This is a genomic window from Amycolatopsis tucumanensis, assembly GCF_021654135.1.
In the GTDB taxonomy this organism is placed as follows: domain Bacteria; phylum Actinomycetota; class Actinomycetes; order Mycobacteriales; family Pseudonocardiaceae; genus Amycolatopsis_E; species Amycolatopsis_E tucumanensis.
The window spans coordinates 1-24,117 of record NZ_JAKGSD010000066.1 but is presented as its reverse complement, the minus strand read 5'-3'; the positions used below and the strand labels follow the sequence as shown (position 1 = coordinate 24,117).

26 protein-coding genes are annotated in these 24,117 nt (G+C 71.2%); 14 read left to right on the top strand and 12 right to left on the bottom strand.

Features of this window, described 5'->3' with window-relative positions; all coding sequences use genetic code 11:
* Nucleotides 1–25: 25 nt before the first annotated feature.
* From L2C96_RS38715 to L2C96_RS38705, 3 genes are all read right to left on the bottom strand, one after another.
* A complete protein-coding gene (locus L2C96_RS38715) occupies nucleotides 26–283 on the bottom strand; it encodes a glutaredoxin domain-containing protein (protein WP_020416816.1) in 258 nt (85 codons plus the stop codon).
* Nucleotides 284–299: 16 nt separating this feature from the next.
* Entirely contained in the window at nucleotides 300–1,355 is a 1,056-nt protein-coding gene (locus tag L2C96_RS38710; RefSeq protein ID WP_237339649.1) for an SDR family oxidoreductase, read from the bottom strand.
* 68 nt (nucleotides 1,356–1,423) lie between these two features.
* Nucleotides 1,424–2,251: a phosphoribosylaminoimidazolesuccinocarboxamide synthase gene (locus L2C96_RS38705; protein WP_237339648.1), complete on the bottom strand. Its 828-nt coding sequence runs from the start codon at nucleotides 2,249–2,251 to the stop codon at nucleotides 1,424–1,426.
* Nucleotides 2,252–2,349: 98 nt separating this feature from the next.
* Here L2C96_RS38705 and L2C96_RS38700 point away from each other — a divergent pair, with 98 nt between their 5' ends.
* From L2C96_RS38700 to L2C96_RS38690, 3 genes are read left to right on the top strand one after another with little or no spacing between them, the layout of a single operon-like run.
* On the top strand, nucleotides 2,350–3,744 hold the full coding sequence (locus L2C96_RS38700) for an MDR family MFS transporter (protein ID WP_237339647.1): 1,395 nt from the start codon (nucleotides 2,350–2,352) through the stop codon (nucleotides 3,742–3,744).
* A gap of 9 nt (nucleotides 3,745–3,753) precedes the next feature.
* Nucleotides 3,754–4,653 carry a LysR family transcriptional regulator gene (locus tag L2C96_RS38695; protein ID WP_039791279.1) on the top strand — a complete coding sequence of 300 codons (900 nt, stop codon included), beginning with the start codon at nucleotides 3,754–3,756 and terminating at the stop codon, nucleotides 4,651–4,653.
* 59 nt (nucleotides 4,654–4,712) lie between these two features.
* On the top strand, nucleotides 4,713–5,177 hold the full coding sequence (locus L2C96_RS38690) for a MarR family winged helix-turn-helix transcriptional regulator (protein WP_020416811.1): 465 nt from the start codon (nucleotides 4,713–4,715) through the stop codon (nucleotides 5,175–5,177).
* Nucleotides 5,178–5,376: 199 nt separating this feature from the next.
* Here the strand turns inward: L2C96_RS38690 and L2C96_RS38685 are convergent, their stop codons facing one another.
* A complete protein-coding gene (locus L2C96_RS38685) occupies nucleotides 5,377–6,165 on the bottom strand; it encodes an alpha/beta fold hydrolase (RefSeq protein WP_237339646.1) in 789 nt (262 codons plus the stop codon).
* A 72-nt stretch (nucleotides 6,166–6,237) separates the two neighbouring features.
* Here L2C96_RS38685 and L2C96_RS38680 point away from each other — a divergent pair, with 72 nt between their 5' ends.
* From L2C96_RS38680 to L2C96_RS38670, 3 genes are all read left to right on the top strand, one after another.
* Nucleotides 6,238–7,551 carry an aminotransferase-like domain-containing protein gene (locus L2C96_RS38680; RefSeq protein ID WP_237339656.1) on the top strand — a complete coding sequence of 438 codons (1,314 nt, stop codon included), beginning with the start codon at nucleotides 6,238–6,240 and terminating at the stop codon, nucleotides 7,549–7,551.
* Nucleotides 7,552–7,879: 328 nt separating this feature from the next.
* Nucleotides 7,880–8,902 (top strand): ABC-2 transporter permease, encoded by a 1,023-nt coding sequence (locus L2C96_RS38675; RefSeq protein WP_237339645.1) that lies wholly within the window; start codon nucleotides 7,880–7,882, stop codon nucleotides 8,900–8,902.
* The gene (locus L2C96_RS38670) at nucleotides 8,899–9,558 is read left to right on the top strand and encodes a rhomboid family intramembrane serine protease (RefSeq protein WP_020421638.1); all 660 of its coding nucleotides are present in this window, start codon (nucleotides 8,899–8,901) and stop codon (nucleotides 9,556–9,558) included. The genes L2C96_RS38675 and L2C96_RS38670 overlap by 4 nt, the downstream gene beginning before the upstream one ends.
* Here the strand turns inward: L2C96_RS38670 and mca are convergent.
* Entirely contained in the window at nucleotides 9,530–10,354 is an 825-nt protein-coding gene (mca, locus tag L2C96_RS38665; protein WP_237339644.1) for a mycothiol conjugate amidase Mca, read from the bottom strand. The two genes, L2C96_RS38670 and mca, sit on opposite strands and share 29 nt — an antisense overlap.
* Before the next feature lie 76 nt (nucleotides 10,355–10,430).
* On the opposite strand from mca, the gene L2C96_RS38660 reads away from it, so the two are divergent.
* Nucleotides 10,431–10,997, top strand: coding sequence for a TetR/AcrR family transcriptional regulator (locus L2C96_RS38660; RefSeq protein WP_237339643.1), 567 nt, complete (start codon nucleotides 10,431–10,433; stop codon nucleotides 10,995–10,997).
* 679 nt (nucleotides 10,998–11,676) lie between these two features.
* On the opposite strand, the gene L2C96_RS38655 is transcribed toward L2C96_RS38660, so the two are convergent.
* From L2C96_RS38655 to L2C96_RS38645, 3 genes are all read right to left on the bottom strand, one after another.
* Nucleotides 11,677–12,945: an RNA polymerase sigma factor gene (locus L2C96_RS38655; protein ID WP_372491311.1), complete on the bottom strand. Its 1,269-nt coding sequence runs from the start codon at nucleotides 12,943–12,945 to the stop codon at nucleotides 11,677–11,679.
* A gap of 23 nt (nucleotides 12,946–12,968) precedes the next feature.
* On the bottom strand, nucleotides 12,969–13,391 hold the full coding sequence (locus L2C96_RS38650; protein WP_020421634.1) for a YciI family protein: 423 nt from the start codon (nucleotides 13,389–13,391) through the stop codon (nucleotides 12,969–12,971).
* A 105-nt stretch (nucleotides 13,392–13,496) separates the two neighbouring features.
* A complete protein-coding gene (locus tag L2C96_RS38645) occupies nucleotides 13,497–14,903 on the bottom strand; it encodes an aldehyde dehydrogenase family protein (protein WP_237339642.1) in 1,407 nt (468 codons plus the stop codon).
* Between the two features lie 83 nt (nucleotides 14,904–14,986).
* On the opposite strand from L2C96_RS38645, the gene L2C96_RS38640 reads away from it, so the two are divergent.
* From L2C96_RS38640 to L2C96_RS38630, 3 genes are all read left to right on the top strand, one after another.
* Nucleotides 14,987–16,390, top strand: coding sequence for a PucR family transcriptional regulator (locus L2C96_RS38640; protein WP_237339641.1), 1,404 nt, complete (start codon nucleotides 14,987–14,989; stop codon nucleotides 16,388–16,390).
* Nucleotides 16,377–17,312, top strand: a complete 936-nt coding sequence (locus tag L2C96_RS38635; protein ID WP_237339640.1) for a ribonuclease Z — start codon at nucleotides 16,377–16,379, stop codon at nucleotides 17,310–17,312. Before L2C96_RS38640 ends, L2C96_RS38635 begins: the two co-directional genes overlap by 14 nt.
* 215 nt (nucleotides 17,313–17,527) lie before the next feature.
* On the top strand, nucleotides 17,528–18,367 hold the full coding sequence (locus L2C96_RS38630; RefSeq protein WP_237339639.1) for a mechanosensitive ion channel family protein: 840 nt from the start codon (nucleotides 17,528–17,530) through the stop codon (nucleotides 18,365–18,367).
* 77 nt (nucleotides 18,368–18,444) lie between these two features.
* Here the strand turns inward: L2C96_RS38630 and L2C96_RS38625 are convergent, their stop codons facing one another.
* Nucleotides 18,445–18,828: a DUF6401 family natural product biosynthesis protein gene (locus tag L2C96_RS38625; protein ID WP_237339654.1), complete on the bottom strand. Its 384-nt coding sequence runs from the start codon at nucleotides 18,826–18,828 to the stop codon at nucleotides 18,445–18,447.
* Nucleotides 18,829–19,055: 227 nt separating this feature from the next.
* Here L2C96_RS38625 and L2C96_RS38620 point away from each other — a divergent pair, with 227 nt between their 5' ends.
* Nucleotides 19,056–19,835: an alpha/beta fold hydrolase gene (locus L2C96_RS38620; RefSeq protein WP_237339638.1), complete on the top strand. Its 780-nt coding sequence runs from the start codon at nucleotides 19,056–19,058 to the stop codon at nucleotides 19,833–19,835.
* Between the two features lie 28 nt (nucleotides 19,836–19,863).
* On the opposite strand, the gene L2C96_RS38615 is transcribed toward L2C96_RS38620, so the two are convergent.
* The 3 genes from L2C96_RS38615 to L2C96_RS38605 are packed head-to-tail and all read right to left on the bottom strand — an operon-like array spanning nucleotide 19,864 to nucleotide 21,434.
* On the bottom strand, nucleotides 19,864–20,217 hold the full coding sequence (locus tag L2C96_RS38615; RefSeq protein ID WP_020421627.1) for a hypothetical protein: 354 nt from the start codon (nucleotides 20,215–20,217) through the stop codon (nucleotides 19,864–19,866).
* Nucleotides 20,218–20,266: 49 nt separating this feature from the next.
* Nucleotides 20,267–20,734, bottom strand: coding sequence for a hypothetical protein (locus tag L2C96_RS38610; protein WP_237339637.1), 468 nt, complete (start codon nucleotides 20,732–20,734; stop codon nucleotides 20,267–20,269).
* A 25-nt stretch (nucleotides 20,735–20,759) separates the two neighbouring features.
* Nucleotides 20,760–21,434, bottom strand: a complete 675-nt coding sequence (locus tag L2C96_RS38605; protein ID WP_237339636.1) for a TetR family transcriptional regulator — start codon at nucleotides 21,432–21,434, stop codon at nucleotides 20,760–20,762.
* 91 nt (nucleotides 21,435–21,525) lie between these two features.
* Between L2C96_RS38605 and L2C96_RS38600 the strand changes: the two genes are divergently transcribed.
* The 3 genes from L2C96_RS38600 to L2C96_RS38590 are packed head-to-tail and all read left to right on the top strand — an operon-like array spanning nucleotide 21,526 to nucleotide 23,916.
* On the top strand, nucleotides 21,526–22,572 hold the full coding sequence (locus L2C96_RS38600) for a ferredoxin reductase (RefSeq protein ID WP_237339635.1): 1,047 nt from the start codon (nucleotides 21,526–21,528) through the stop codon (nucleotides 22,570–22,572).
* Between the two features lie 12 nt (nucleotides 22,573–22,584).
* Nucleotides 22,585–23,712 (top strand): fatty acid desaturase family protein, encoded by a 1,128-nt coding sequence (locus L2C96_RS38595; protein WP_020421623.1) that lies wholly within the window; start codon nucleotides 22,585–22,587, stop codon nucleotides 23,710–23,712.
* 9 nt (nucleotides 23,713–23,721) lie between these two features.
* Nucleotides 23,722–23,916 (top strand): hypothetical protein, encoded by a 195-nt coding sequence (locus L2C96_RS38590; protein WP_017985072.1) that lies wholly within the window; start codon nucleotides 23,722–23,724, stop codon nucleotides 23,914–23,916.
* Nucleotides 23,917–24,117: the final 201 nt, after the last annotated feature.

The following is a 24,117-nucleotide window of genomic DNA, read 5'->3' as shown; positions in this document are numbered from 1 at the left end:
GTCACTGTACCTATCGGTAGGTACGTCAGAGCAGCTCGGGAGCGTGCTCGCGCACGGCGGAAAGCACCTCGTCCACGCTCGGGTTGACCATGGCCGCCGGGCCGACGAAAACCGTCGGCACCGTCTCGTTGCCGTTCGCGACCTCGCGCACCCGTTCCGCCGCGCCCGGCTCCTCCCAGATGTTCACCTCGGTGAACGGCAGGCCGGCCCGCTCCAGACCGGCCCGCAGCGCCATGCAGAAGCCGCAGCCGGGACGCCAGTAGAACTCGACGGGAGTGCTCATGCTTTCAGGTTAACCATCAGGGGATCACTTTGCGCTTGCGCAGCTCCTCGAAGATCGACTGGAACATCTCCCTGGTGTCCACGAACTCGTGGAAACCGAACCGGCGGGCCTTCGAGCCGTCGGCGATCACGTCGTAGTCCCAGCCGAAGACGAAGTCGCCGAAGCGCCACGACGACACCTCGGCGAACGACGGCTCCAGCCCGTACCGCTCGCGCATCGACTCCCACAGCGGCTCCTTGTCCGCCATCGCGGTCTCCAGCGACATCGGCAACGGCGGCGCGACCTCCAGGTCGAACCAGCGCGCCAGTTCCGGCCACAGCTCGCTCCACCGGAACAGGTCGCCGTTGTTGATGTTGAACGCCTGGTTGCCGCAGCGTTCGTCGGTCGCCGCCCACACTGTCGCCTTCGCCAGCAGACCGGCGTCGGTCATCTCCAGCAGGGACGTGTACGCGCCCGGCTTGCCGGGGAACCGCAGCGGCACCCCGAGTTCCTTCGAGATCGACGCGTAGACCGCGATCACGGTGGCCAGGTTCATCGGGTTGCCCAGCGCGAACCCGCAGACCACCGACGGCCGCAGCGCCGACCACGTCCACGCCTTGCCGAGTTGGCGCTGCTCCAGGAAGTTCTGCTGGTCCACGTTGAACTCGGGCGGCAGGTGCCCCGGGTCGTCCTCGCGGGCCGGCGTCTTGAACGGGCCGAGGTGCGCGCCATAGACCTTGTAGCCCTGCATCAGGCTGATGTGCCGCAGCCCGCGTGCGACCGGCTCCACCGCGTCGACGAGGTTGACCAGCATCGCGACGTTCGGCGCGACCAATTCGGCCCACGTCGGCTTGTCCTGGTAGGCCGCGTAGAAGACGTGCGTGACGTCTCGCAGCCCGCCCAGCTTGTCCCGCGCGTCGGCCGGGTCCAGCAGGTCGACGGCGATGTGGCGGACCGGCCCGCCCGACGGACCGCCGCGCCGGGACAGCCCGATCACCTCCCAGTCCCCGAGCGAGACCAGGTGGTCGACGAGGTTGCGGCCGATGACCCCGTTCGCCCCGGCGACCAGGGCGACCTTCCGTTCCGTGCTCATGCAACCAGGTTCGGCCGCCTGCGGCGATAAGTCCAAGTCCCGTTGGTACCGGGACCCATGAGCGTTGTTTATGCCCAGGTATTCCCGGTGATCCGCTCGTAGACCTCGATGTAGCGGGCGCGGGTGGTGGCCACGACGTCGGCCGGGATCTCCGGCGCTGGCGGGGTCTTGTCCCAGCCGGTGCCGCTGACCCAGTCACGCACGTACTGCTTGTCGAACGAGAACTGCGGGCGGCCCGGCTGCCAGCGGTCGGCGGGCCAGAACCGCGACGAGTCGGAGGTCAGGACCTCGTCGCCGAGGGTCAGCACACCGTCGGCGTCCCAGCCGAACTCGACCTTGGTGTCCGCGACGATGATCCCGTTCTCCGCGGCCCGCTCGGCGCCCGCACGGTAGATCGCCAGTGTCAGCTCGCGCAGGCGCTCCGCGGTCTCGCGGCCTTCCTGCGCCACCACGTCGTCGAAGGTGATGAACTCGTCGTGGCCCTCGGTCGCCTTGGTGGTCGGCGTGAAGATCGGCTCGGGCAGCTTGCTGCCCTCGACCAGACCCGGCGGCAGCTGGACGCCGGAGACGGTGCCCTGCTTCTGGTACTCCTTCAGGCCCAGCCCGGTCAGGTAGCCGCGTGCGATGCACTCGACCTGCACCATCTTCAGCGGCTTGACGCGGATCGCGCGGCCGGCGAACTCCTCGGGCACGTCGGTGGACACGACGTGGTTCGGCACGATCTGCGCCAGGTGCTCGAACCACCACAGCGACAGCTGGGTGAGCAGCTTGCCCTTGTCCGGGATCGGTGTGGGCATCACCACGTCGTAGAGCGAGATCCGGTCGGAGGCGACGAGCAGGATGTCGTCCCCGTCGGAGTAGAGCTCACGGACCTTGCCCGCATAGATGTGCTTCATCGTCCCGTCCCGTGTCGCCGGATTTCGCCGCACCCATCCTACGGTGCTGCTCAGCGGGCATTGACCTCGACATTACTTGAGGTTTTAGCTTCGGGATCATGCAACGGATTCCCTGGCCCGTGTGGCGGATCTCGCTGGTGATCGTGTTCGGCGCCTTCGTCGGCATGCTCGACTCGTCGCTCGTCAACGTCGGACTCGACCGGATCGGCACGGACCTGGGCGCCTCGCTCGACGAGGTGCAGTGGGTGTCGACCGCCTACCTGATCGCGCTGGCGGTGTCGCTGCCGCTGTGCGGGTGGCTCGGCCGCCGGATCGGCGTCGGGCGGCTGTGGCTGGGCGCGTTCGCCGCGTTCACCGTCGCGTCCGGGCTGTGCGCGCTGGCCGGCGACATCGGGTGGCTGGTCGTGCTGCGCGTCGTGCAGGGGCTGGCGGCCGGGCTGCTGACCCCGGCCGGGCAGACGATCCTCGGCCAGGCGGTCGGCCCGGAGCGGCTGGGGCGGGTGATGAGCATCCTCGGCATCGCGGTGAGCAGCGCGCCCGCGATCGGCCCGACCGTCGGCGGGGTGCTGCTGGACTCGCTGTCCTGGGAGTGGCTGTTCCTGATCAACCTGCCGATCGGCGCGATCGGCATCGCGCTCGGGTGGAAGTACGTGCCGCGCGGTGAGCCGGGTGGCGCCGGGCGGCTGGACTGGACCGGGTTCGCGCTGGTGGGGCTCGGGTTGCCGCTGTTCGTCTACGCGCTCACCGCGGTCGGCGAGGGCGGCGGCGGGATCGGCCCGTCGGTGCTGGTGTCGCTGGCGCTCGGCGCGGCCGGGCTGGTGGCGTTCGCGCTGCGGTCGTGGCGACGGGAGCGGCCGCTGCTCGATCTGCGGCTGTTCCGCAACCAGGTGTTCGCGGCCGGGACGGTGTCCAGCCTGTTCTTCGGCGCCGCGATGTTCGGCGCGATGCTGCTGTTCCCGCTGTACTTCCAGAACCTGCGCGGCGCGGACGTGGTGACCACCGGCCTGTCCCTGCTGTCGCTCGGCCTGGGCACGATGGTGGTGATGCCGCTCGCCGGGTGGCTGACCGACCGGCACGGCGGCGGGATCGTCGCGCTCGTCGGCAGTGTGTGCACCGTGCTCACCACCGCGCCGTTCGCGTTCCTCGGCGCGGACGCGGACCCGGTGCTGCTTCAGGCGTTGCTGTTCCTGCGCGGCATGGCGCTGGCGTTGTCGGCGTCCCCGGCGGGTACGGCGGCGTTCGCGTCGGTGCGGCGCGAGCAGCTCCCGGACGCGACCACGGTGCTGAACATCCTGATGCGGGTGGGCGGCGCGGTCGGCGGCGCGATGTCGGCGGTCGTGCTGTCCCGGCTGCTGCCCACCGGGGCCGAGCACGCCTTCCAGGTCGCGTTCTGGTGGCTGACCGGCGCTTCGGCCGTCGCGGTGGGTGCCGCCTGGTGGCTGTGGCAGGTGCAGCGGCATGAACGGACCCGAGCGGTTCCGGTTCCGGCATAAGCTGTGCTCATGACCCTGCGGCAGCTGGAGTACCTGGTGACGATCGTCGACGCGGGCTCGTTCACGCGCGCGGCCGAGCTGCTGCACGTGACGCAACCCGCGCTGTCGCACCAGGTGCGGGCGCTGGAGCGGGCGACCGGCGGGCCGCTGCTGGAGCGGCTGCCGCGGTCGGTGCGGCTGACGCCGATGGGCCGGGCCATGCTGCCGCACGCGAGGGCGGCGCTGGCGGCGGCGCGGAAGTCGGTGTCCGCCGCCCGGCAGGCGGCCGGGCTGCAGTGCGGCGAGATCATGGTGGCGACCCTGTACTCCGTGAGCCTCGGCGTGCTGCCGCCGGTGCTCAAGGCGTGGCGGCGCGCCCACCCGGACGTGCACGTGCGGTTGTTCGAGCACCGGCACGCCGACGAGCTGGCCGCCGCGATGGCCCAGGGGCAGGCCGATCTCGCCGTCGGGCCGGAACCGTCCGATTGGGACGGTCCGGTGCACCCGCTCGGCGAGGAGGAGTTCGTCGTGGTGGTGCCGCCGGACGATCCGGTGGCCACGGCGACCACGGTCCGGCTCGCGGACCTCGCCGAGCGGGAGTGGGTCCACTACGCGCCCGGCAACGGTCTCGCCGACCTGCTGGACCAGGTGTGCGCGGCGGCCGGGTTCCAGCCCAGGGCCGCGGTGCGGACCGAGCAGACGGCCGCCGCGCCGTCGCTGGCCGCCGCCGGTCTCGGCCCGGCGCTGGTGCCCGCGAACGTGCTGCCGCCGCGGTTCGCCGCGCACCTGCTGCGGCCGGACCCGCCGGTGCGACGCCGATTGGCGGCTTACACGCGCCCGGGTGGCGATCCCGTCGTGTCGGCGTTCACCGAAATCCTCCGCCGCAAGGCGATTCTGGTGCCGGGCCACGTGCGGCGCTGCCTGGATTGACCCGTTTTCCGGCGCGCCATCGGCTATATTCCAGCCCTGCCGATCAACTGGGAGGGTCCATGCAGGAGAGCCGGTGGCTGTCCGATGACCAGCTCCGGGCCTGGGTGCACTACCTCGGCGCGCAGACCCTCGTGCAACGCGCGATCGAGCGCCACCTGCACGAAACCGCCGGGATTTCCCATGCGGAATACGAAATCCTCACCAGGCTGGACGCCGCGCCGGACCGCCGGATGCGAATGGGCGAGCTGGCCGCGGTGCTGTTCTCGCCGGGCAGCAGGCTGAACTACCGGATCACCCGGCTGGCCGGCCTCGGCTGGGTCCGGCGCGAACAACACCCGACCGACCGCCGCGGCCTGTACGCGGTGCTGACCGCGGAGGGCGCCGAATTCCTCCACGGCGTCGCGCCCGGATACCGCAGGGCGGTGCACGAATCGGTGGTGAACCCGCTGACCGACGACGAATTCGCCGAGCTGGGCCGGATCAGCCGGAAACTGTTCCAGCACCACCTCGGGCGCGGTGATTGAGGCAGCAGGACCAGACGGCCGCGCAGCCCGCCGTCCCGGAGCCGTGCCGCCGCTTTCGCACCCGCTTGCGCCCATCTCGGCGAACAGCCCGGCCGTCGTGGCGAGGTCCATCGGGTTGACCGCGGCGGCCGACACCCGGATCCGCACCTGACCCGGACCGGGCACCGGGACCGGCATCCCACTGCGAGGCGCGCGCCGCCTATGACGATTGAGGAACCTTCGCGAGGAAGTTCGCCAGGGTGGAATTGAACTCCGCGGGCCGTTCCAGGTTCGGCATGTGCGCGGCGCCTTCGATGATTGCCAGCTCCGCGCCGGGGATGAGTGAGTGCAGGAACTCCGCCTCGGCGACCGGCGTGTACTCGTCCTGGTCGCCGACGACCACCAGCGCCGGCACGCGGACCCCGGCCAGCGTCGGCACGTAGTCCGGGCGTTCGGCGCGGCCCCGCAAGGCCGCCGCGGCGCCCTCCGGCGCGGTCGAGCGCATCATGCGGTGGACGTGCTCCGCGATGTCCGGCATCGCGGCGACGTTGGCGGGCGCCACCATCTTCGTGAGCACCTCGTCGGCGTACGGCCGGAGTCCTTCTCGGAGCAATCGTGCGGCCATCTCGGTGCGATTCCGCTTGCCCTCCGCGGTCTCCGCGCGCGGTGAGGTGTCGGCGAGGACCAGTGCGCGGATCCGCTCCGGGAAGAGCCGGTGGCACTCCATCACGATCTGACCGCCCATGGACAGCCCGCCCAGGACGAACTGGCCGACGTCCAGGCGGTCGAGCAGGCCGGCCAGGTCGCGGGCGAAGGTCTCCAGGGGCGTCTTGCCCGGCACCACCGTGGTCTCGCCGTAACCCCGCAGGTCGGGTGCGATGACTCGCCAGCCGCGCTCGCTGAAGTGGTCCAGCTGGGGCCGCCACATCGAGCGGTCGAACGGGTGGCCGTGGACCAGGACGAGGGCCGGGCCGGAGCCCTTGTCGTCGTAGCCGATTTCGATCGTCATGCCCCGACGGTAGATCGGCTGCTATGCTCGGTGCAATACAAATATTGCTCTCGGTGCAATGTGGGGGTGCGGGTGGACTACCGGACGATCGCGGACGACGTCGCCGCCGATGTCGCCGCCGGGCGGCTCCGGCCGGGCGACCGGTTGCCCCCGCAGCGCCGGTTCGCGCGGCAGCGCGGCATCGCGGTTTCCACCGCGGCCAGGGTGTACGGCGAGCTGGTCCGGCGTGGCCTCGCGGTCGGCGAGACCGGGCGGGGCACGTTCATCCGGGCCGCGCCGGAGCCGGGTTCCGCGCTGGCCGAACCCGCCTCCGCGACGGTCGACCTGGAGCTGAACTTCCCGGTGCTGCCGGAACAGGCCGAGTGGATCGCCGCGAGCCTCGGGCCGTTGCTGCGGCCGGACTTGCTGGTGCAGGGGCTGGGGCCGGCCGTGGTGACGGGCACGGCCGAAGCTAGGGCGGCGGCCGCGTCGGTGCTGGCGCGGGGTGGGTGGGCGCCGTCCGCGCCGGACGTGTTGTTCACGGGCAACGGCCGTCAGGCGATCGCCGCCGCGGTGGCCGCGCTGGTCCCGGCCGGGGAGCGGCTGGGGGTGGAGGCGCTGACGTACCCGGTGGTGAAGGGCATCGCGGCGCGGCTCGGGGTCACGCTGGTGCCGCTGGAGCTGGACGAGCACGGTGTGGTGCCGGACCTGCCGCCGCGGTTGCGGGCGGTGTACCTGCAGCCGGCGCTGCACAACCCGCTGGGGCTGGCGATGCCCGCGGCGCGGCGGGTGGAGCTGGCCGAGGTGTTGCGGGAGCGGGATCTGCCGGTGATCGACGACGGCATCAACGGTTTCCTGCGGCCGGACCTGGCGCCGCTGGCGGAGGTCGCGCCGGAGCGGACGGTCGTGCTGGACAGCCTCTCGAAGCGGCTCGCGCCCGGGCTGACGCTGGGTTTCGTGGTGGCTCCGCCGGCGCTGCGTGACCGGGTGGTCGCCGCGGTGCGTTCGGGCGGCTGGGCGGCGGCGCGGTTCCCGATGGCGGCCGCGACGCGCCTGATGGCGGACGGCACGCTGGCGAAGATCGAGGCTGCCAAGCGCGCCGACGCGGTGGCGCGGCAGGAGCTGGTGGCCGAGCGCCTGGCGGGTTTCGAGGTGCGGTCGGACCCGCGGGCGTACCACTGCTGGTGGCGGCTGCCGGAGCCGTGGCGGGCGGAGACGTTCGTGGCGGCCGCCGCACGGCGCGGGATAGCCGTCACCCCGGCCGCGGCGTTCGCCGTGAGCCCCGGCAGAGCCCCCACCGCCGTGCGGCTCGCACTGGCGTCCCCGCGGATCGACGTACTGGCCGGGGCGCTGGACACGCTGGCCGCGTTGGCGCGTTCAAGCCCGGAGGACAGCGGAATCGAGTGATTCGTCGCGGCGGTATTGGCAAGGGGCGGTGCCGCCCCAGCCTTCGCCGCGCCGCGGGCCGCGCTGTCCGGAGGACAGCGGATCGAGCGATGCGTCGCGGTGGTACCGGCCGCAGGTTTCCGCCGCGCGGTGCGGTCATGCCGTCACGCGGCGGGCCGCGCTGCTCGGAGGACAGCGGATCGAGTGATGCGCCGTGGCGGTGCCGCCCGGTGTCACCGTCCGGTGCCGCCCGCAGCTTTCGCCGCCGGGCGCGTCACAGCTGAATGACAGCGGGATCGAGTGAATCTTCGCCGCGCGGCTGGGCCCGGCCGCGCCTAGGTTCGGGGCCATGACCAGCGAAGAACCGCGGAGCCTTGCGCACGATCTGCGGGACGCGATCGCCCCGCGGACCGTTCTGCTGGTGCTCGGGGTGCTGCTCCTGCAGCTCGGCTTCATCCTGTCCTACGTCGGCGCCTTCCACAGCCCGTCGCCGCACCGGGTCGCCGTCGCAGTCGTCGGTCCACAACAGACGGTCGACCGCATCAACGCCCTCGACGGCACGCCCGTCGAGGCGTCACCGAGCCCGAACGCGGACGACGCGCGCCAACGGGTCCTCGACCGCGACGTGGAGGCGGCCTACCTCGCCGACAGCGGCACCCTCCTGGTCGCGACCGCCGCGGGCCCGGCCCTCGCCACCGCCGTCGAGCAGGTCTTCACCGAACTCGGCGCCGCCCAGAACCGCGCTCCGGTCGTGCAGGACCTCGTCCCACCACAGGCCGGCGACGCCCGCGGGCTGACCGCCTTCTACGCGGTCGTCGGCTGGCTCGTCGGCGGCTACCTCGCCGCCGCCGCACTCGGCATCGCGAAGGGCGCCCGTCCCGCGACGCTGCGCCGGACGGTGATCCGGCTCGCCGCGATGGTGCCCTACGCGATCGTGTCCGGCCTGGGCGGCGCGCTGGTCGTCGACCAGGTCCTCGGCGCGCTGACCGGCCACTTCCTGTCCCTGTGGTGGATCGGCGCGGCCCTCACCTTCGCGGCGGCGACCGTCACCATGGCCTTCCAGGTGCTGTTCGGGGTGATCGGCGTCGGCATCACCGTGCTGATCTTCGTGGTGCTCGGCAACCCGAGCGCGGGCGGCGCCTACCAGGCCGAGCTGCTGCCGCCGTTCTGGCGCGCGATCGGCGACTGGCTGCCCAACGGCGCCGGCACCGAGGCGATCCGCGACGAGGTCTACTTCGCCGGGAACGCGACCGGCGGCCCGATCACCGTGCTGGTGCTGTGGGGCGCTGCCGGGCTAGTGGTCACCCTGCTCGCGTCCGCGCTCCGGATTCGCCGGGAAAACGCCGATAATTCCATTACCCTGACCGGATGAAGGAACGCGCGTTGCCCAGCGGCGCCGAAGCCCAGGCCATGATCGCCGAGGCGCGCAAGGCGCTGTGGGTGATGGTCGGGTTCCTGGCCGTCATCTGGATCGTGCAGATCGTCAACTGGGCCACCGACTACGCGCTGAGCTTCGACTTCGGCATCCGCGCCCGCGAGCTGAGTTCGCTGCCCGAAGCGCTGACCGCGCCGTTCCTGCATTTCAGCTGGGCGCACATCGAAAGCAATTCCGGGCCGCTGTTCATCTTCGGATTCCTCGCCGCCTACCGCGGGGTGCGGAAGTTCCTCGGGGTGACGGCGCTGATCGTGGTCGGCAGCGGGCTCGGCGTGTGGCTGGTATCGCCGCCGAACGGGGTGACCGCCGGCGCGAGCGGCGTGGTGCTGGGCTACTTCGGCTACATCATCGTGCGTGGCTTGTTCGACCGGCGCCCGATCGACATCGTGATCGGGCTCGTGATGGCGCTGTGCTTCGCCTACCAGTTCACCGCGCTGCTGCCGGCCGAGGAGGGCATCAGCTGGCAGGGGCACCTGTTCGGGTTCGGGTCGGGCGTGGTCGGCGGGTGGGTGTTCCGGGAGCGGCGGCGCAAGCAGGTCGAGCCGGCGCCTGCGGATTCGACGGTCATGCTGGATCCGCCGCAGCAGCCGTGATCCCGGCGAACAGGTCGTCCTCCGGCAGGTCGGCCGGGACGAGCGAGCGGGCCAGGACGTAGTCCTCGGTCGGCCACACCTCGCGTTCGACGTCGCGCGGGTGGCGCAGGAACGGGTTGTCGGGGCCGACCTGGGTCTCGTGGGCGAGCAGGGCGCGGTCGCGGGTGTCGAACTGGTCAGCGCAGTGGATCCGCGTGGTGATTGGGGTGTGGGTGTCCGGCAGTTCGGCGAGGACCTCGGCCATGCCGGAGTCGAGGCCGCGTGCGGTGAGGGCGTCGTGCATGGCCTGGAACCACTCCTTGGTGAGGGTGGCGAGGTAGTAGAGCTTGGCGATCTGCCAGGGCGTCTCGGCGACGGCGTCGAACGCAGCGACCGCGACCTGGTGGGTGCGGATGTGGTCGGGGTGTGGGTAGCCGCCGGTCTCGTCGTAGGTGACGAGCACGTCCGGGCGGAACTCGCGGATGACCTCGACGAGCCTGTCGACGGCGGTGCCGAGGGGTTGCCGGGCGAAGCTGTCGGCGGGCGGGTCGTCGGTGAGGCCGGAGTCGCGGAAGCCGAGGAACCGTTGCCGCACACCGAGGATCTCGCTCGCGCGGGCCATCTCCCGGCGGCGGATCTCGGGCAGGTTCGCGCGGACTTCAGGGGTGTCCAGGCGCGGGTTGAGGACGTCGCCGCGCTCGCCGCCGGTGCAGGTGACGACCAGGACGTCCGCGCCTGCCGCGGCGTAGCGCGCCATCGTGGCGGCGCCCTTGCTGGACTCGTCGTCGGGGTGGGCGTGGACGGTCATGAGCCGCATCTCGGCCTCCGAGTTTTGTTAGGTCGGACCTAATATTAGGTTAAGCATAGCGTAGGGTGGGTCCGTGGAGCGCGGGTTGAGGAAGCAGCGGACACGGCAGGCGATCTCCGACGCGGCGACGCGGTTGTTCATCTCGCGGGGGTTCGAGGAGGTGACGATCGCGCAGGTCGCGGAGGCGGCGGAGGTGGCGAAGATGACGGTCACCAACCACTTCCCGCGGAAGGAGGACCTGGTCTTCGACGTGCACGAGTCATTCGTGGCGAGCCTGGCCGAGGTGCGGGGGCGGCCGCTGGTGCCGGCGTTCCGTCGCGCGTGGCGGGCGGGGCTCGAGCGCCGGGATGCGCTGTTGGGTTTCTCGGGGCCGGAGTTCGCGCGGATGGTCGTCGAGAGCCCGACGCTGCTCGCGCGGTTGCGTGAGTTGCACGAGGAGCGGGAGAAGGCGCTGGCTACTGCGCTGTCGGACTTCGATGAGGACACGGCGCGCGCCGCGGCGGCCCAGATCGCCGGCGTGCACCGCCTGCTGTTCGACGAGGTCCTGCGACGCACCGCAGCCGGCGAGCCGGAACCAGAGATCGCGGCGGCGGTGGGGCGGGCTGGGGAGCGGATGTTCGATCTGCTAGAGGCTGGGCTGGGGTCGCTCTAGCTGCAGTTGCTACGGCTCCCGCGTGGGGAGGGGATCGAGCGGGTTTGATGAATGGCCCATTCACGCGGCGGTGGTGGGGTTTGTGGTGTGTGGATGAACGATCCGTTCATGGGTAGATGAACGGTCCATTCATGCCTTCGCGAGCGGGGCAGCATGTCGTGGCTTGATGAACGGTCCGTTCATGCCTTCGGGGCGGGTAGGCATGTCGCGCCTCGATGAATGGGCCGTTCATAGGTTCGCGGGTGGGCCGGTCGTGTGTCGATGGATGGCGCGTTCATGCCTTCGCGAGTGGGTGGGCCGGTGGTACCTCGATGAATGGTCCATTCATCGCTTCACGGCTGCACCGCTTCACCGGTGCAGCCGTTGGGCCAGCGGTGACCTGACGAATGGTCCTTTCAATCACGCACGGGTGGACAGGCGGTGGCGGCGGCGATGAACGATCCGTTCATCCCCGCGCGTGGGGCCAGCGGCGCGACGATGGACGGTCCATTAGTCGCACCGCAATGAACGGTCGAGTCAACGCCACACGAAGAGACCAGCTGCATCACGATGAACGGTCGAGCCAGCGCCGCACGAAGAGACCAGCCGCATCAAGGTGAACGGTCCGTTCATCCCCCCGCGAAAGGACCACTCGCACCAACATGAACCGTCCACTCCGGACAGCCGTCAGAAACCCCACCTACTCCCCAGCAGCAGCCTTAGCTCGCGCCAGCAGCACATCCCGCTCCCGCGAATTCCGCGTCAGCGAAGCCGCCCGTTCGAACTCCGCCCGCGCCTCCGCCAGCCGACCCACCTTTGCGAGCAAGTCGCCTCGCACTGTGGGTAGCAGGTGGTACCTCGCGAGTGCCGGCGAGGCCGCCAGCTCGTCCACCAACGGCAGCGCCGCCTCCGGGCCCGAAGCCATCGAGACCGCCACGGCACGGTTCAGCTCCACCACCGGCGACGGCGTCACCTCCGCCAGCTCCCCGTACAGCGCCGCGATCCGCTCCCAATCGGTGTCCTCCGGCGCACCCGCCCGGGCATGGCACGCCGCGATCGCCGCCTGCAGCACGTACGGTCCACGCGCCCGCGACAGGCTCTCCGCCCGCTCCAGCGCCGCCAGCCCATGCCCGATCAGCAACCGGTCCCACTTCGCCCGGTTCTGGTCCAGCAACAGGATCGGCTCACCGTCCGGCGTCACCCGCGCCCTGGACCGCGAAGCCTGCAACTCCATCAACGCCACCAGCCCGAACACCTCGGGCTCCTGCGGCGCCAGCCCGGCCAGGATCCGCCCCAGCCGCATCGCGTCGGCGCACAGCTGGGGGCGCATCCAGTCGTCGCCGGCGGTCGCGGAATAGCCCTCGTTGAAGATCAGGTACACGACCTCCAGCACGGACCCCAGCCGCTCCGCCAGCTCCGGCACGGCGGGCACCTCGAACGGCACCTTCTTCTGCGCCAGCGTCCGCTTCGCCCGCACGATCCGCTGCGCCACCGTCGACTCCGGCACCAGGAACGCACGCGCGATCTCGTCCGTCGTCAACCCGCCCAGCAAGCGCAACGTCAGCGCCACCCGTGCCTCCGTCTTCAGCACCGGGTGGCACGCCGTGAAGATCAACCGCAGCAGGTCGTCCGGCACCTCGTCCGGCTCGACCTCGATCGCCTGCTGCGTCGTCTCCAGGTCGAGCCCGATCTCCTCGTGCTTGCGCTCCGCCATCTTCAGGTGCCGGAAGTGGTCGATCGCGCGGCGCTTGGCGATCGTCATCAGCCACGCGCCCGGGTTCGACGGCACACCCGACGACGGCCACTGCTCCAGCGCCGCCACCAGCGCGTCCTGCGCCAGCTCCTCGGCCAGCCCGACGTCGCGCACCATGCGCGTCAGCGCGGCGATCAGCTTCGCGGACTCGATGCGCCACACGGCGTCGATGGTGCGATGTGCCTCGGTGACCGTCACGGTCACCGAGCACACCACCTCACCGCGGCGAGGGCAAGTTCCTACCGCCCGTGCTGCTCCTCGATCTTCTGCCGCATCCGGTCCTCGGCCTCACGCAGCTCCGGCGTGTACGCCTCGCCGAAGTCCTCGGCCTCGAACACCTGCCGGATCTCGATCTCGGTGTCCCGGAACGGCGCCCGCTTCAGCCACTCGACGGCCTCCTCCTTCGACTTCACGTCGAGGATCCAGAAGCCCGCGATCAGCTCCTTCGACTCCGCGAACGGGCCGTCGATCACGGTCGTGCCCTCGCTGGAGTACCGCACCCGCGCACCCTTCGAGCTCGGGTGCAGGCCCTCGCCCGCCAGCATCACACCGGCCTTGACCAGCTCCTCGTTGAACTTGGTCATGTCCGCCAGCTCCTGCTCGGTGGGCATGGCGCCGGCCTCGGTGTTCTCGTCGCCCTTGACCAGGACCATGAACTTCATCGTCTTCTCCCTGCTGTCGAGGTGGTCCCCAATGGGACCGTCACGATGACATCGATCGAGCACCGGGCGAATCGACAACGGCGGACAATTTTCTTTCGGAAATCTTCAGCGCACCCCGGTCAGCACGAGAACCCGCTGCTCAGTGAGGTCTTCCATGGCCGCGCGGACCCCCTCCCGGCCGGTGCCGGATTCCTTCACCCCGCCGTAGGGCATCTGGTCGGCCCGGTAGCTCGGCACGTCGCCGACCACCACGCCGCCGACCTCCAGCCGCGCCGACGCCTCGAACGCGACCCGCAGGTCGTGCGTGAAGACCCCGGCCTGCAGACCGAACCGCGACGCGTTGACCCGCTCGAAGGCCTCCTCCACCGAGTCGACCGGCGCGAGCGACAGCACCGGGCCGAAGATCTCCTCGGCGTTGACCGCGCAGTCCTCGGGCGCACCGGCGAGCACGGTCGGCGCCACGGTCGCGCCCTGCCGCGTCCCGCCGGCGAGCAGCTCGGCGCCCGACGCGACCGCGTCGTCGACCCACGACTGCACCCGCACCGCGGCCGCCTCGTTGATCAGCGGGCCGACCTCGCCGTCCACGTCCAGCTTGCGCACGTGGGCGACGACCCGGTCGGCCAGCTCGGCGTACACGTCGCGGTGCGCGTAGACCCGCTGCACCGAGATGCACGACTGGCCGCCCTGGTACGTGCCGAAGGTCGCGATGCGCTGCGCCGCGAACTCCAGGTCCGTCCAGTCTGGGCAGACGATCGCCGCCGCGTTGCCGCCCAGCTCCAGGGTCACGTGCTTGCGCGGCACCCGGTCCTGGATCGACCAGCCGACCGGTCCGGACCCGGTGAACGACACGACCGGCAACCGCGGATCGGCGACCAGCTCGCTCGCCGCCTCGTTCGGCATCGGCAGGACCGACCACGAGCCGGCGGGCAGGCCGGTCTCGGCGAGCAGCTCGCCCAGCACCAGCGCGGTCAGCGGGGTCGCGGGCGCGGGCTTGAGCACGATCGGGCAGCCCGCGGCGATCGCCGGGGCCACCTTGTGGGCGACGAGGTTGAGCGGGAAGTTGAACGGGGTGATCCCCAGGACCGGCCCACGCGGCGCGCGCCGGACCAGCGCCAGCCGCCCGGCGGAGGCGGCGTCGGTGTCGAGCCGCTGCAGCTCGCCGGAGAACCGGCGGGCCTCCTCGGCGGCCCAGCGGAAGGTCGACACCCCGCGCCCGACCTCGGCCCGCGCCCACTTCAGCGGCTTGCCCGACTCGGCGTGGATCAGGTCCGCGATCTCGTCGGCGCGCTCGGCCAGGCGCCGGGAGACGTGGTCGAGGGCGTCCGCGCGCACGTACGCCGGCAGCTGCGCGACCTCGTGCCGGACGTCGTGCGCGGCGGCGACGGCGGCTTCGACGTCGGCCGCGGTCGCGTTGCTGGTGGTTCCGGCGAGCGCGCCGTCGCGGGGGTTGCGGACTTCGACGAGGTCGTCGCTCGTCGCCGGGCGCCCGGCGACCCGATAGGGGAAGCTCATCGGTCCAGCATCTGCTCGCCCGGCGCGGACGGAAATGGCCGAACCGGCCAATAAGGGCTCGGAGAACTGGACGAAGTGGCAGAGTGGTGGTCGTGCCGGTGACCCTGCGGCGACTCCTCGCCGACCCGACGCTCGGTCTGCGCGTGCTGGCCGGGGAGTCCGGTTTGGACCGCCCGGTGGGGTGGGTGCACGTCAGCGAGCTGGACGACCCGACGCCGTTCCTCGAAGGCGGCGAGCTGCTGCTGACCACGGGATTGCGGCTGTCCGGCGAGCCTGAGTACGTCACCAGGCTGACGGCGCGGGGGCTGGCCGGGCTCGGGTTCGGCATCGGGCTCAGCCACGCCGAGGCGCCCGCCGCGCTGGTGCGGGCCGCCGCCGACGCCGGGCTGCCGCTGCTGGAGGTGCCGCGGCGGACGCCGTTCATCGCGATCAGCAAGGCGGTGTCGGCGGCCCTCGCTGCGGACTCCTACGCCGAGGTCACCGCCACCAATGCGGCGCAGCAGGAGCTGACGCGGGCGGCGTTGCGCGGGCCGGACGCGGCGGTGCGACGGCTGGCTCGGCTGCTCGACGGGTTCGTGCTGCTGGTCGGCCGCGGCGGCGAGCTGGTGCGGGCCGCCCCGGCGGCGGCCGCGGAACGGCTGCCGTCGGTGGCGGGCGAGCTGGCGCGGCTGCGTGGCGGGCCGGCGAGCGCCAGTTTCGAGGTGGACGGGCAGCACGTGGTCGTCCAGGTGCTGCGCAACCAGGGGTTCCTCGTCGCCGGGCGGCCGGAGCCGTTCGACCGGACCAGCGGGCACGTGCTGAGCGCTGCCGCGTCACTGCTCACCCTCACGTTGACGCGAGCGCGCGGGCTGGAGTCGGAGCGCCGCAAGGTACATACCGCATGTATGCGTTTGTTGCTGGCCGGGCAGCACGAGCTGGTCGCCGGGATCGTCGGCCTGCCGCCGGAACCGGTCGAGGTGTTCGCGTTGACCGGTCAGGCCGAGCGCGTGCTCGACGCCCTCGACGGCAGCCCGGCGTTCGCCGCCGAGCTGGACGGGTTCGTCGTGGCGATCGCGCCGTCCGGCTGGTCCCCGGAGCTGGCCGGCGGGGTGGCGCCGGCGGCCGGTTACGCCGAGCTGGCGCAGGCGCACCAGCGGGCGACGCGCGTCGCGTCGACGACTGAGCTGGTGCGGTTCCGCGGCGACCTGGTCTCGCTGCTGCCCGCGGAGGAGGCGCAAGCGTTTGCCGCGGCGGTGCTGGAACCGTTGGTGCGCCACGACGAGACCGGGCGTGGCGACCTGGTGGCGTCGCTCGCGGAGTGGCTGCGGCGGCACGGGCAGTGGGACCCGGCGGCGGCGCGGCTCGGCGTCCACCGGCACACCCTGCGCAACCGCATCGCGAAGGTGGCCGAGCTGACCGGGCGCGATCTCGACGACCCGGACGTGCGGGCGGAGCTGTGGACGGCGTTGCGGCTGCGCGGCCTAGGGTCGGGGGGTGTCCGTGCGTGAACTGGTGGTGCTGGGGACCGGAAGCCAGGTGCCGACGCGCACCCGCAACCACAACGGCTACCTGCTGCGCTGGGACGGCGAGGGGCTGCTGTTCGACCCCGGCGAGGGCACACAGCGGCAGATGCTGTTCGCCGGGGTGGCGGCCAGTTCGATCACGCGGATCTGCCTGAGCCACTTCCACGGCGACCACTGCCTCGGCGTGCCGGGCGTGGTGCAGCGGTTGTCGCTGGACGGGGTGCGGCACCCGGTGGTCGCGCACTACCCGGCCTCCGGCGCGGAGTACTTCGCGAGGCTGCGGCACGCGAGCGCCTTCCGCGAGACGGCGGAGCTGGTGGAGTCGCCGGTGGCCGAGCCGGGTGAGATCGCGCGCGGCGCGTTCGGCCGTCTGCTCGCGCGGCGGCTGTCGCACCCTGTCGAGTCGTTCGGGTACCAGCTGGTCGAGCCGGACACCCGGCGGATGCTGCCGGACCGGCTGGCGGCGCTGGGCGTGCGTGGCCCCGCGGTCGGGCAGCTGCAGCGGGACGGGTTCGTCGAGGTCGGCGAGCGGCGGGTCGAGCTGCCGGCGGTGAGCGAGCCGCGCCGGGGCCAGCGGTTCGCGTTCGTGATGGACACCCGGCTCTGCGACGGCGTCTTCGAGCTGGCCGAGCACGCGGACCTGCTGGTGATCGAGTCGACGTTCCTGTCCGCGGACGCCGCGCTGGCGACCGAGTACGGGCACCTGACAGCCGCGCAGGCCGGGCGGGTGGCGGCGGAGTGCGGGGTGCGGAAGCTGGTCCTGTCGCACTTCTCGCAGCGCTACCCGGACCCGGAGGCGTTCCGCGCCGAGGCGGCCGCGTCGTTCGGCGGCGAGATCGTGGTGGCATCCGACATCAGCCGCATCGCCGTGCCGGCGCGACGCCCCGCGCGAGCGGCGGCCGACTGACTTTTTCCACCCGGTCGGCGCGGCCGCGAAATCGTCGCGAAACCGCCGGTGGGAGCCGTTTTGGTACCCCTGCCGCGATGGGTCCTGCATCACACGCGTGGGGGATACCTGCAGGTCATTGAAGTGTGGCCCTGCCAGGGCTGGGTAGCCACTTCATCGAAAGCGCTTCAGAAACGGGGCGCAGGTTGCTCCTGCAACGGAAGGGAGAGAGGCCAGTGGCAACGTCCAACCTGGCGGCCGTCGACTTCGGCCAGGGTGTGTCCAACGCCTGGAGCGCGGTGGCGACCTTCGTGCCGAAGTTCGTCGCGTTCCTGGTGATCCTCGCGATCGGCTGGTTCATCGCCAAAGCACTGGGCAAGATCGTGAACAAGGTGCTCGAGAAGGTCGGGTTCGACCGGGTGGTCGAGCGCGGCGGCATCAAGCAGATGCTCGCCAAGAGCAAGTACGACGCCTCGGACATCATCGCCAAGCTGGTGTACTACGCGGTCCTGCTGATCGCCCTGCAGTTCGCCTTCGGCGTGTGGGGGCCGAACCCGGTGAGCGGGCTGCTGACGGGGATCGTCGCGTGGCTGCCGAAGGCCGCGGTCGCGATCATCATCGTGGTGGTCGCCGGCGCGATCGCCCGCGCGGTGAAGGACCTGGTCGGCGGAGCGCTGAGCGGCCTGTCCTACGGCAAGACACTGGGCACGATCGCGGCGGTGTTCATCTGGGCGCTGGGCATCATCGCGGCCCTGAACCAGATCGGCGTCGCCACCACCGTCACCACGCCGGTGCTGGTCACCGTGCTCGCGACGATCGGCGGTGTCGTCATCGTCGGCATGGGCGGTGGCCTGGTGAAGCCGATGCAGCAGCGCTGGGAGCGCTGGCTGGGCCGCGCCGAGGAGCAGATCCCGGCCGCCAAGGCGCACGCCGAGGCCTACCAGCGTGGCCGTGAGGACGCGACCCGCGCGACCACCCCGAGCGCGGAGGAGGCCACGCAGGAGATGCGCCAGCCGACCGGTTCCATGGGGTCGGACCGCGGCGCGACCATGCGGCCGCCGGAGAGCTTCCGGTAACGACGGGGAGCACCCTCAAGACGGGGAGCACAGGGAGAGGCGGCCGGTCCGGCGACGGACCGGCCGTTCTCTTGCGCCTAGCGCAGTTCCAGTTCGAAGCCCTGGCGGTAGTGGGGGTCGTCCATCGAGTTCGCCAGCGTGCAGACCGCCAGCAGGCGGAAGGTCAGCCAGTCCATCGGCCCCGATTCCGGGCCGTGCGGCACGGTCAGCCGCCAGCCGGCTTCGCGCGCGTGGTCGAGCAGGCCGCGCGCGTACCCGGCGAGCAACACGACTCCCGCGACGGCCGCCGAACCTTCCACGCCCGCGGCGAGGATGTCGCGCACCGCGGCCGCGTGCTGGTCGACCACCGCGGCCAGACCGGGCGCGGTGGCCACGGCGGCGACGAGCCCCGCGGCGCCCAGCTGGCTGTGCAGATGATTCAGCGTCCGACGGGACGTGCGTTCCGCCCAGACCGCGGCCATACCGAACATGCCTTCCACGGTAACTCCCGGATTCGACCTCGTGGCCGGGGGAGGCGACGATCGACATGGCCGTTTTCCTCGGAGTGGCAACGGGGTGTCAGTGCCGGGTCACCGACGGCGGCCGCGACGGTGCCGAATTTCACGATGGCGAGGTGCGAATGAGCGGGCTCGGCGGGTTTCGGTCGGCGGGTAACCGGGCACGCTACGACGCCGTTTACGACGAAGCGATGCGTGCGATGCCCGAGCCGGCCGCCGTGCGCGATATCCCCACGGCCTTCGGCGTGGTCCGCGTCTACCGCTTCGGCACGGCCGGTGACCCGCTCGTCCTGCTGCCCGGGCGCTGCGGCACGAGCGTCGCGTTCCGGGCGGGCATCCCGGCGCTGGCCCGGCGCCACCGCGTCCACACTGTCGATCCGCTCGGCGAACCGGGTCGCAGCGAGCAGACCGCGCCGATCCGCGACGCCGGGGACCAGGCACGCTGGCTCGACGACACCCTGGCCCGGCTCGGCCTCGGGCGGGCGCACCTGCTCGGCGTCTCGACCGGCGGGTGGCTGGCCGCGAACCTCGCGGTCCGGCGGCCGGAGCGGGTCGCTTCGCTGACGCTGGCCGACCCGGTCGCCACGTTCGCCCCGGTGCCGCCCGGGCTGGTGCTGCGGGCCCTCCCGGTCGGCCTGCGCTACGTCTCGAGCTGGGCCCGGCCGCGGTTCCTCCGCTGGGCGACCGGCGCGGACCCGGCGGACACCGTCGAAGGACGGCTGCTCAGCGCCGGGTTCCAGCACTTCCGGACCACGCTGCCGCGGCCGGTCCCGTTCACCGACGAGCAATTGCGTGCTCTCGCCGTGCCGGTGCTGGCGATCATCGCCGGCCGCAGCGTCGTGCACGACCCGCGGCGAGCAGACGCCCGGGCGCGTGCCCTGCTCCAGCGCGGTGAGGTGGAACTGTGGCCGGACGCGGCCCCGGTGGGGGAGGTCGCCGAGCGGGCGTCGCGCTTCCTGGCGGCCAGCTGATCTGTCGCGAGTGGACGGTCACGCACCGTCACCGCTGCCGGCCGGGTGGCCGGGGTTCTTCGAGCAGCATCGCGCGCAGGAGTTCCCGTGCCTGACGGCGGATCTGCACCGAGTCGCCGTGGCCGCCGATGGTCCAGAGCAGCTCGGCCAGCGCGCAGCCCGCCGTCTTCTGCAGCGAGCCCAGGTACTGGGCGAAGTGCTGGGCCCAGCGCCCGTGCAGGGTCACCAGCAGCTCGTCGCCGAACTGGTTGCGCAGCACGATTTCGTCGCCCTCGCGCTCCTGGGTCCAGAACGGCAGTGCGCCCGCGAGCGAGCGCCACTGGTCCGCCAGCTCGGCGATCCGCTTCCGCTCCAGGCGGTCTTCCTCGTCCTGCCGGTTCATCGTGCACTCCCTACCCTCCGTGCACGACGCTAGAACAGGTGTTCGATGATCACAAGCTCGGGGTGGGTGCCGTCTCAGGTTCCGCCGGCTGCACCTGGACCTCGAAGCCGTAGCCGGGAGACGGCGGGAAACCGGCTTCGCCGATGGCCTGGATCGACACGCTGTCACCGGGGAAGAGGTACCCGGATCCCTTGATCGGCTCCGGATTCGTGCCGCACGGGAACATCACCGTGTGCCAGTCCTCGCGCGGCGACCGGTATCGCACACCCATTTTCGGCGTGCTCAGCATCTGCGCCGCCGGGCAGGTGCCGGAAACGCTCAGCTCGATCGAATAGGCCTGGTCGCCGTCCTTGGTCACGGCGCCTTCGACCTGCAGGCCCCAGCCGTTCCCGTAGTACGACGTGAGAAACGCCGGCTCGGCGGCGGCGGGCGCCGTGGCCAGCAGGAACGCGGCGGCGGTCAGTACGGCGATCTTTCGCATGAATCCGACGGTGACAAGCCCGGTCGGCGCGCGCAAACCGCCGGTGTCCCTCGAATGAGGGTCACTGCCAGTGCTCGGCCCCGCGGGCGATCAGTTTCAGCCGGTTTTCCGCGGTGGCCAGAATGCGTTCGTCGGATTCCGCGCTGCGCGGCACGGTTTCGATGAGTTCCACCGCGGTGGACAGCAGCATCGTGACGATCATGTCGGCGAGCATTCGCAGGTCGTCCGTCCGCCAGCGGCGCAGGCAGTCGAACCGGGCGAGGTCGACGGCCAGGTCGCCGGCGAACATGCGCAGTTCCGTGCGCGCGGCCTGCGGCACCGCGCCGGACCCGCCGTGTCGTTCCCTGGTCAGGAAGCGGAAGTGGGCCTCGTGCGCGCGGGTGTACTCGTGCAGGGTCCGCACGACGGTGCGGGCGACCTGGTCGAAGTCGGTGCCGGTGTCGCGCGCGGCGTCGAGCATCCGGCGCAGGACCGCCATCGACTCGCCGAGCAGCACCAGGCCCAGCTCGTCCATCGACGTGAAGTGCCGGTAGAAGGCGGTGGGCACGATGTCCGCCTGCTTGGTCACCTCGCGCAGGCTGAGCACCGCGAACGGGCGGTCGGCGAGCTGGGCGAGCGCGGCGTCCAGCAGGGCCTGGCGGGTGCGCTGCTTGCGTTCCTGCCGGCTCACGGGCTTCACGGACTCGGCCGACACGTCGCCGATCCTACGTCCGGTTCCGGGTGCGACCTGCGTCACGCCCGCACCTCCTTCGGTTGACAGCGCCCCCGCCGGGTACGCCACCATTGAGTGTACAAGTGTTCTCCGAAAATGTTCCCGGGGAGGAATCATGCGGCTCGCCGCGATCGCCGAGGCGCTGCTCACCCCGCACGGCATCGACCGCTACCTGGAGCTCATCGACCCGATGCTGGTCCGCCGCGAGATCCGCGGCGAGGTCACCGCGGTCGAGCACCAGACCCCCGACACGGTCACCCTGACGCTGAAGCCGAGTTCGGCGTGGCGCGGCTTCCAGGCGGGCCAGTACGTGCGGGTCTCGGTGGACATCGACGGCGTGCGCCGCACCCGGTGCTACTCGCCGGCCGGTTCGCAGCACCGGGACGGGCGGCTGGAGCTGACGATCAAGGCGCAGGGGCTGGTGTCGCAGCACCTCTACCGGGCCCGGCCGGGCTGGGTGCTCGGCCTGTCCCAGGCGGACGGCACGTTCACCCTGCCCGAGCCGCGACCGGAGAAGCTGCTGCTGATCAGCGGCGGCAGCGGCATCACCCCGCTGATGTCGATGCTGCGCACCCTCGCCGACGAGGGGCACCAGGGCGAGGTGGTGTTCCTGCACTACGCGAACACCCCGGACGACGTGCTCTACGCCCGCGAGCTGGCGCGGCAGGCTCCGAACGTGCGGGTCGTGCTCGCCTGCACGCACGCGGCGGGCGGCGAACTGAGCGGGTTCTTCTCGCGGGAACACCTGGTCGAGGCCGCGCCCTGGTACGCGGGCGCGCTGACCTACCTGTGCGGGCCCGCGCCGCTGATGGACTCCGTGCGGGCCGTGTACGACAGCGAACAATTGAGTGAACAACTGATCACCGAAGAGTTCACGCCGCCGGAGCTGGTGATCGACGAGTCGGCGGCCGAGGGGACCGTGCGGTTCGCGCACAGCGGTGTCGAGTTCCCCAACTCGGGCCGCCCGCTGCTGGAACAGGCCGAGGAGGCCGGGCTCCGCCCGGAGCACGGGTGCCGGATGGGCATCTGCTTCTCCTGCACGAAGGTCAAGGCCCGCGGCCGGGTGCGGAACGCGAAGTCGGGCGAGGTGTCCGGCGAAGAGAACGAAGAGATCCAGCTCTGCATCTCCGTCCCAGCCGGGGACGTGGAGATCGACGCGTAGAGGAGCCTTCCCATGACCGGCTTGCAGGACCGGCTGACGCCGGAGCAGATCGAGGAGTTCGGCCGCGAGATGGACGCGATCCGGCAGCGGATCGTCGCCGACCTCGGCCAGGACGACGTCGACTACATCAGGAACGTGATCAAGACCCAGCGCGGGCTGGAGGTCGCCGGGCGGGCGCTGATGTTCGCCGGGTTCTTCCCGCCGGCCTGGCTCGCCGGGGTCGGAGCGCTGTCGCTGGCGAAGATCCTGGACAACATGGAGATCGGCCACAACGTGATGCACGGCCAGTACGACTGGACGCGCATCCCCGAGCTGAGCTCGCAGAAGTTCGAGTGGGACACGATGGCGCCCGCGGAGAACTGGCGGCACTCGCACAACTACATCCACCACACGTTCACCAACGTGCTCGACAAGGACCGCGACATCGGGTACGGCATCCTGCGCATCGACCCGGCGCAGAAGTGGCACCCGTACTACCTGGGCAACCCGGTGTACGCGACGGTCCTGGCGTTCATCTTCCAGTGGGGCGTGATGTTGCACGACCTGGAGTTCGACCGGGTCGTGCGTGGTGAGCGGAAGTGGTCGGACCCCGAGCTGAAGCAGATGCGCGAGCGGATGGCGCGCAAGGCGGTGAAGCAGGTCGGCAAGGACTACGTATTGTTCCCGCTGCTCACCGGCCCGCTCGCGCCGCTGACGTTCCTGGGCAACGCGTCGGCGAACCTGACCCGCAACCTGTGGGCGTTCGCGATCATCTTCTGCGGCCACTTCCCGTCCGACGTCGAGAGCTTCACCGAGGAGGAGACCGAGAACGAGACGCGGGGCCAGTGGTACCTGCGCCAGATCCTCGGCTCGGCGAACATCACGGGCGGCCCGCTGTTCCACATCCTCAGCGGCAACCTTTCACACCAGATCGAGCACCACCTGTTCCCGGACATCCCGGCGCGGCGGTACCCGCAGATCGCCGCGGAGGTGCGGGCGGTGTGCGAGAAGTACGGGCTGCCCTACAACACCGGGCCGCTGCACAAGCAGTTGTGGTCGGTGGCGAAGAAGATCGTGAAGTTCGCGTTGCCGCCGCGTCCTCGGCAGGCGGACCGGACGCCCGATACGCTGGCGTCCGACAGGGTTTCCGCGGCGGCGTGAGGACGTGTGATGGTCGATCCGATCGAAAGCGGCAAGGACACGGTCCAGGTGCTGACCGAGTCGGCAGCCACCCACATCGGCAACATAGCGACGATCATCACCGGCGCGGTGCGCGACATCGCCCGGGAAACGGGCGACTGGCTGACGGACCTCTTCGAAATGAGGGAAGCAGCAAGGCGCGCAAACGCCGACGACCACGAATAACAGGGTTTTTCGGGGCAATAACAAACCGCCGCCCGGCAACGGAAGCGGCCCGACTACCCCAACCAGACCTCCCCCGCCCCCGATCCACAGCCGATCTTTAGTCGCCGATCAGCGGGGTCAAGGTACTCTTTCCCGCCTTGACGCCGCTGCTCGGCGACTGAAACACAATCAGGGAGAGGGGGCGGGGGTGGTCGGAAGGTG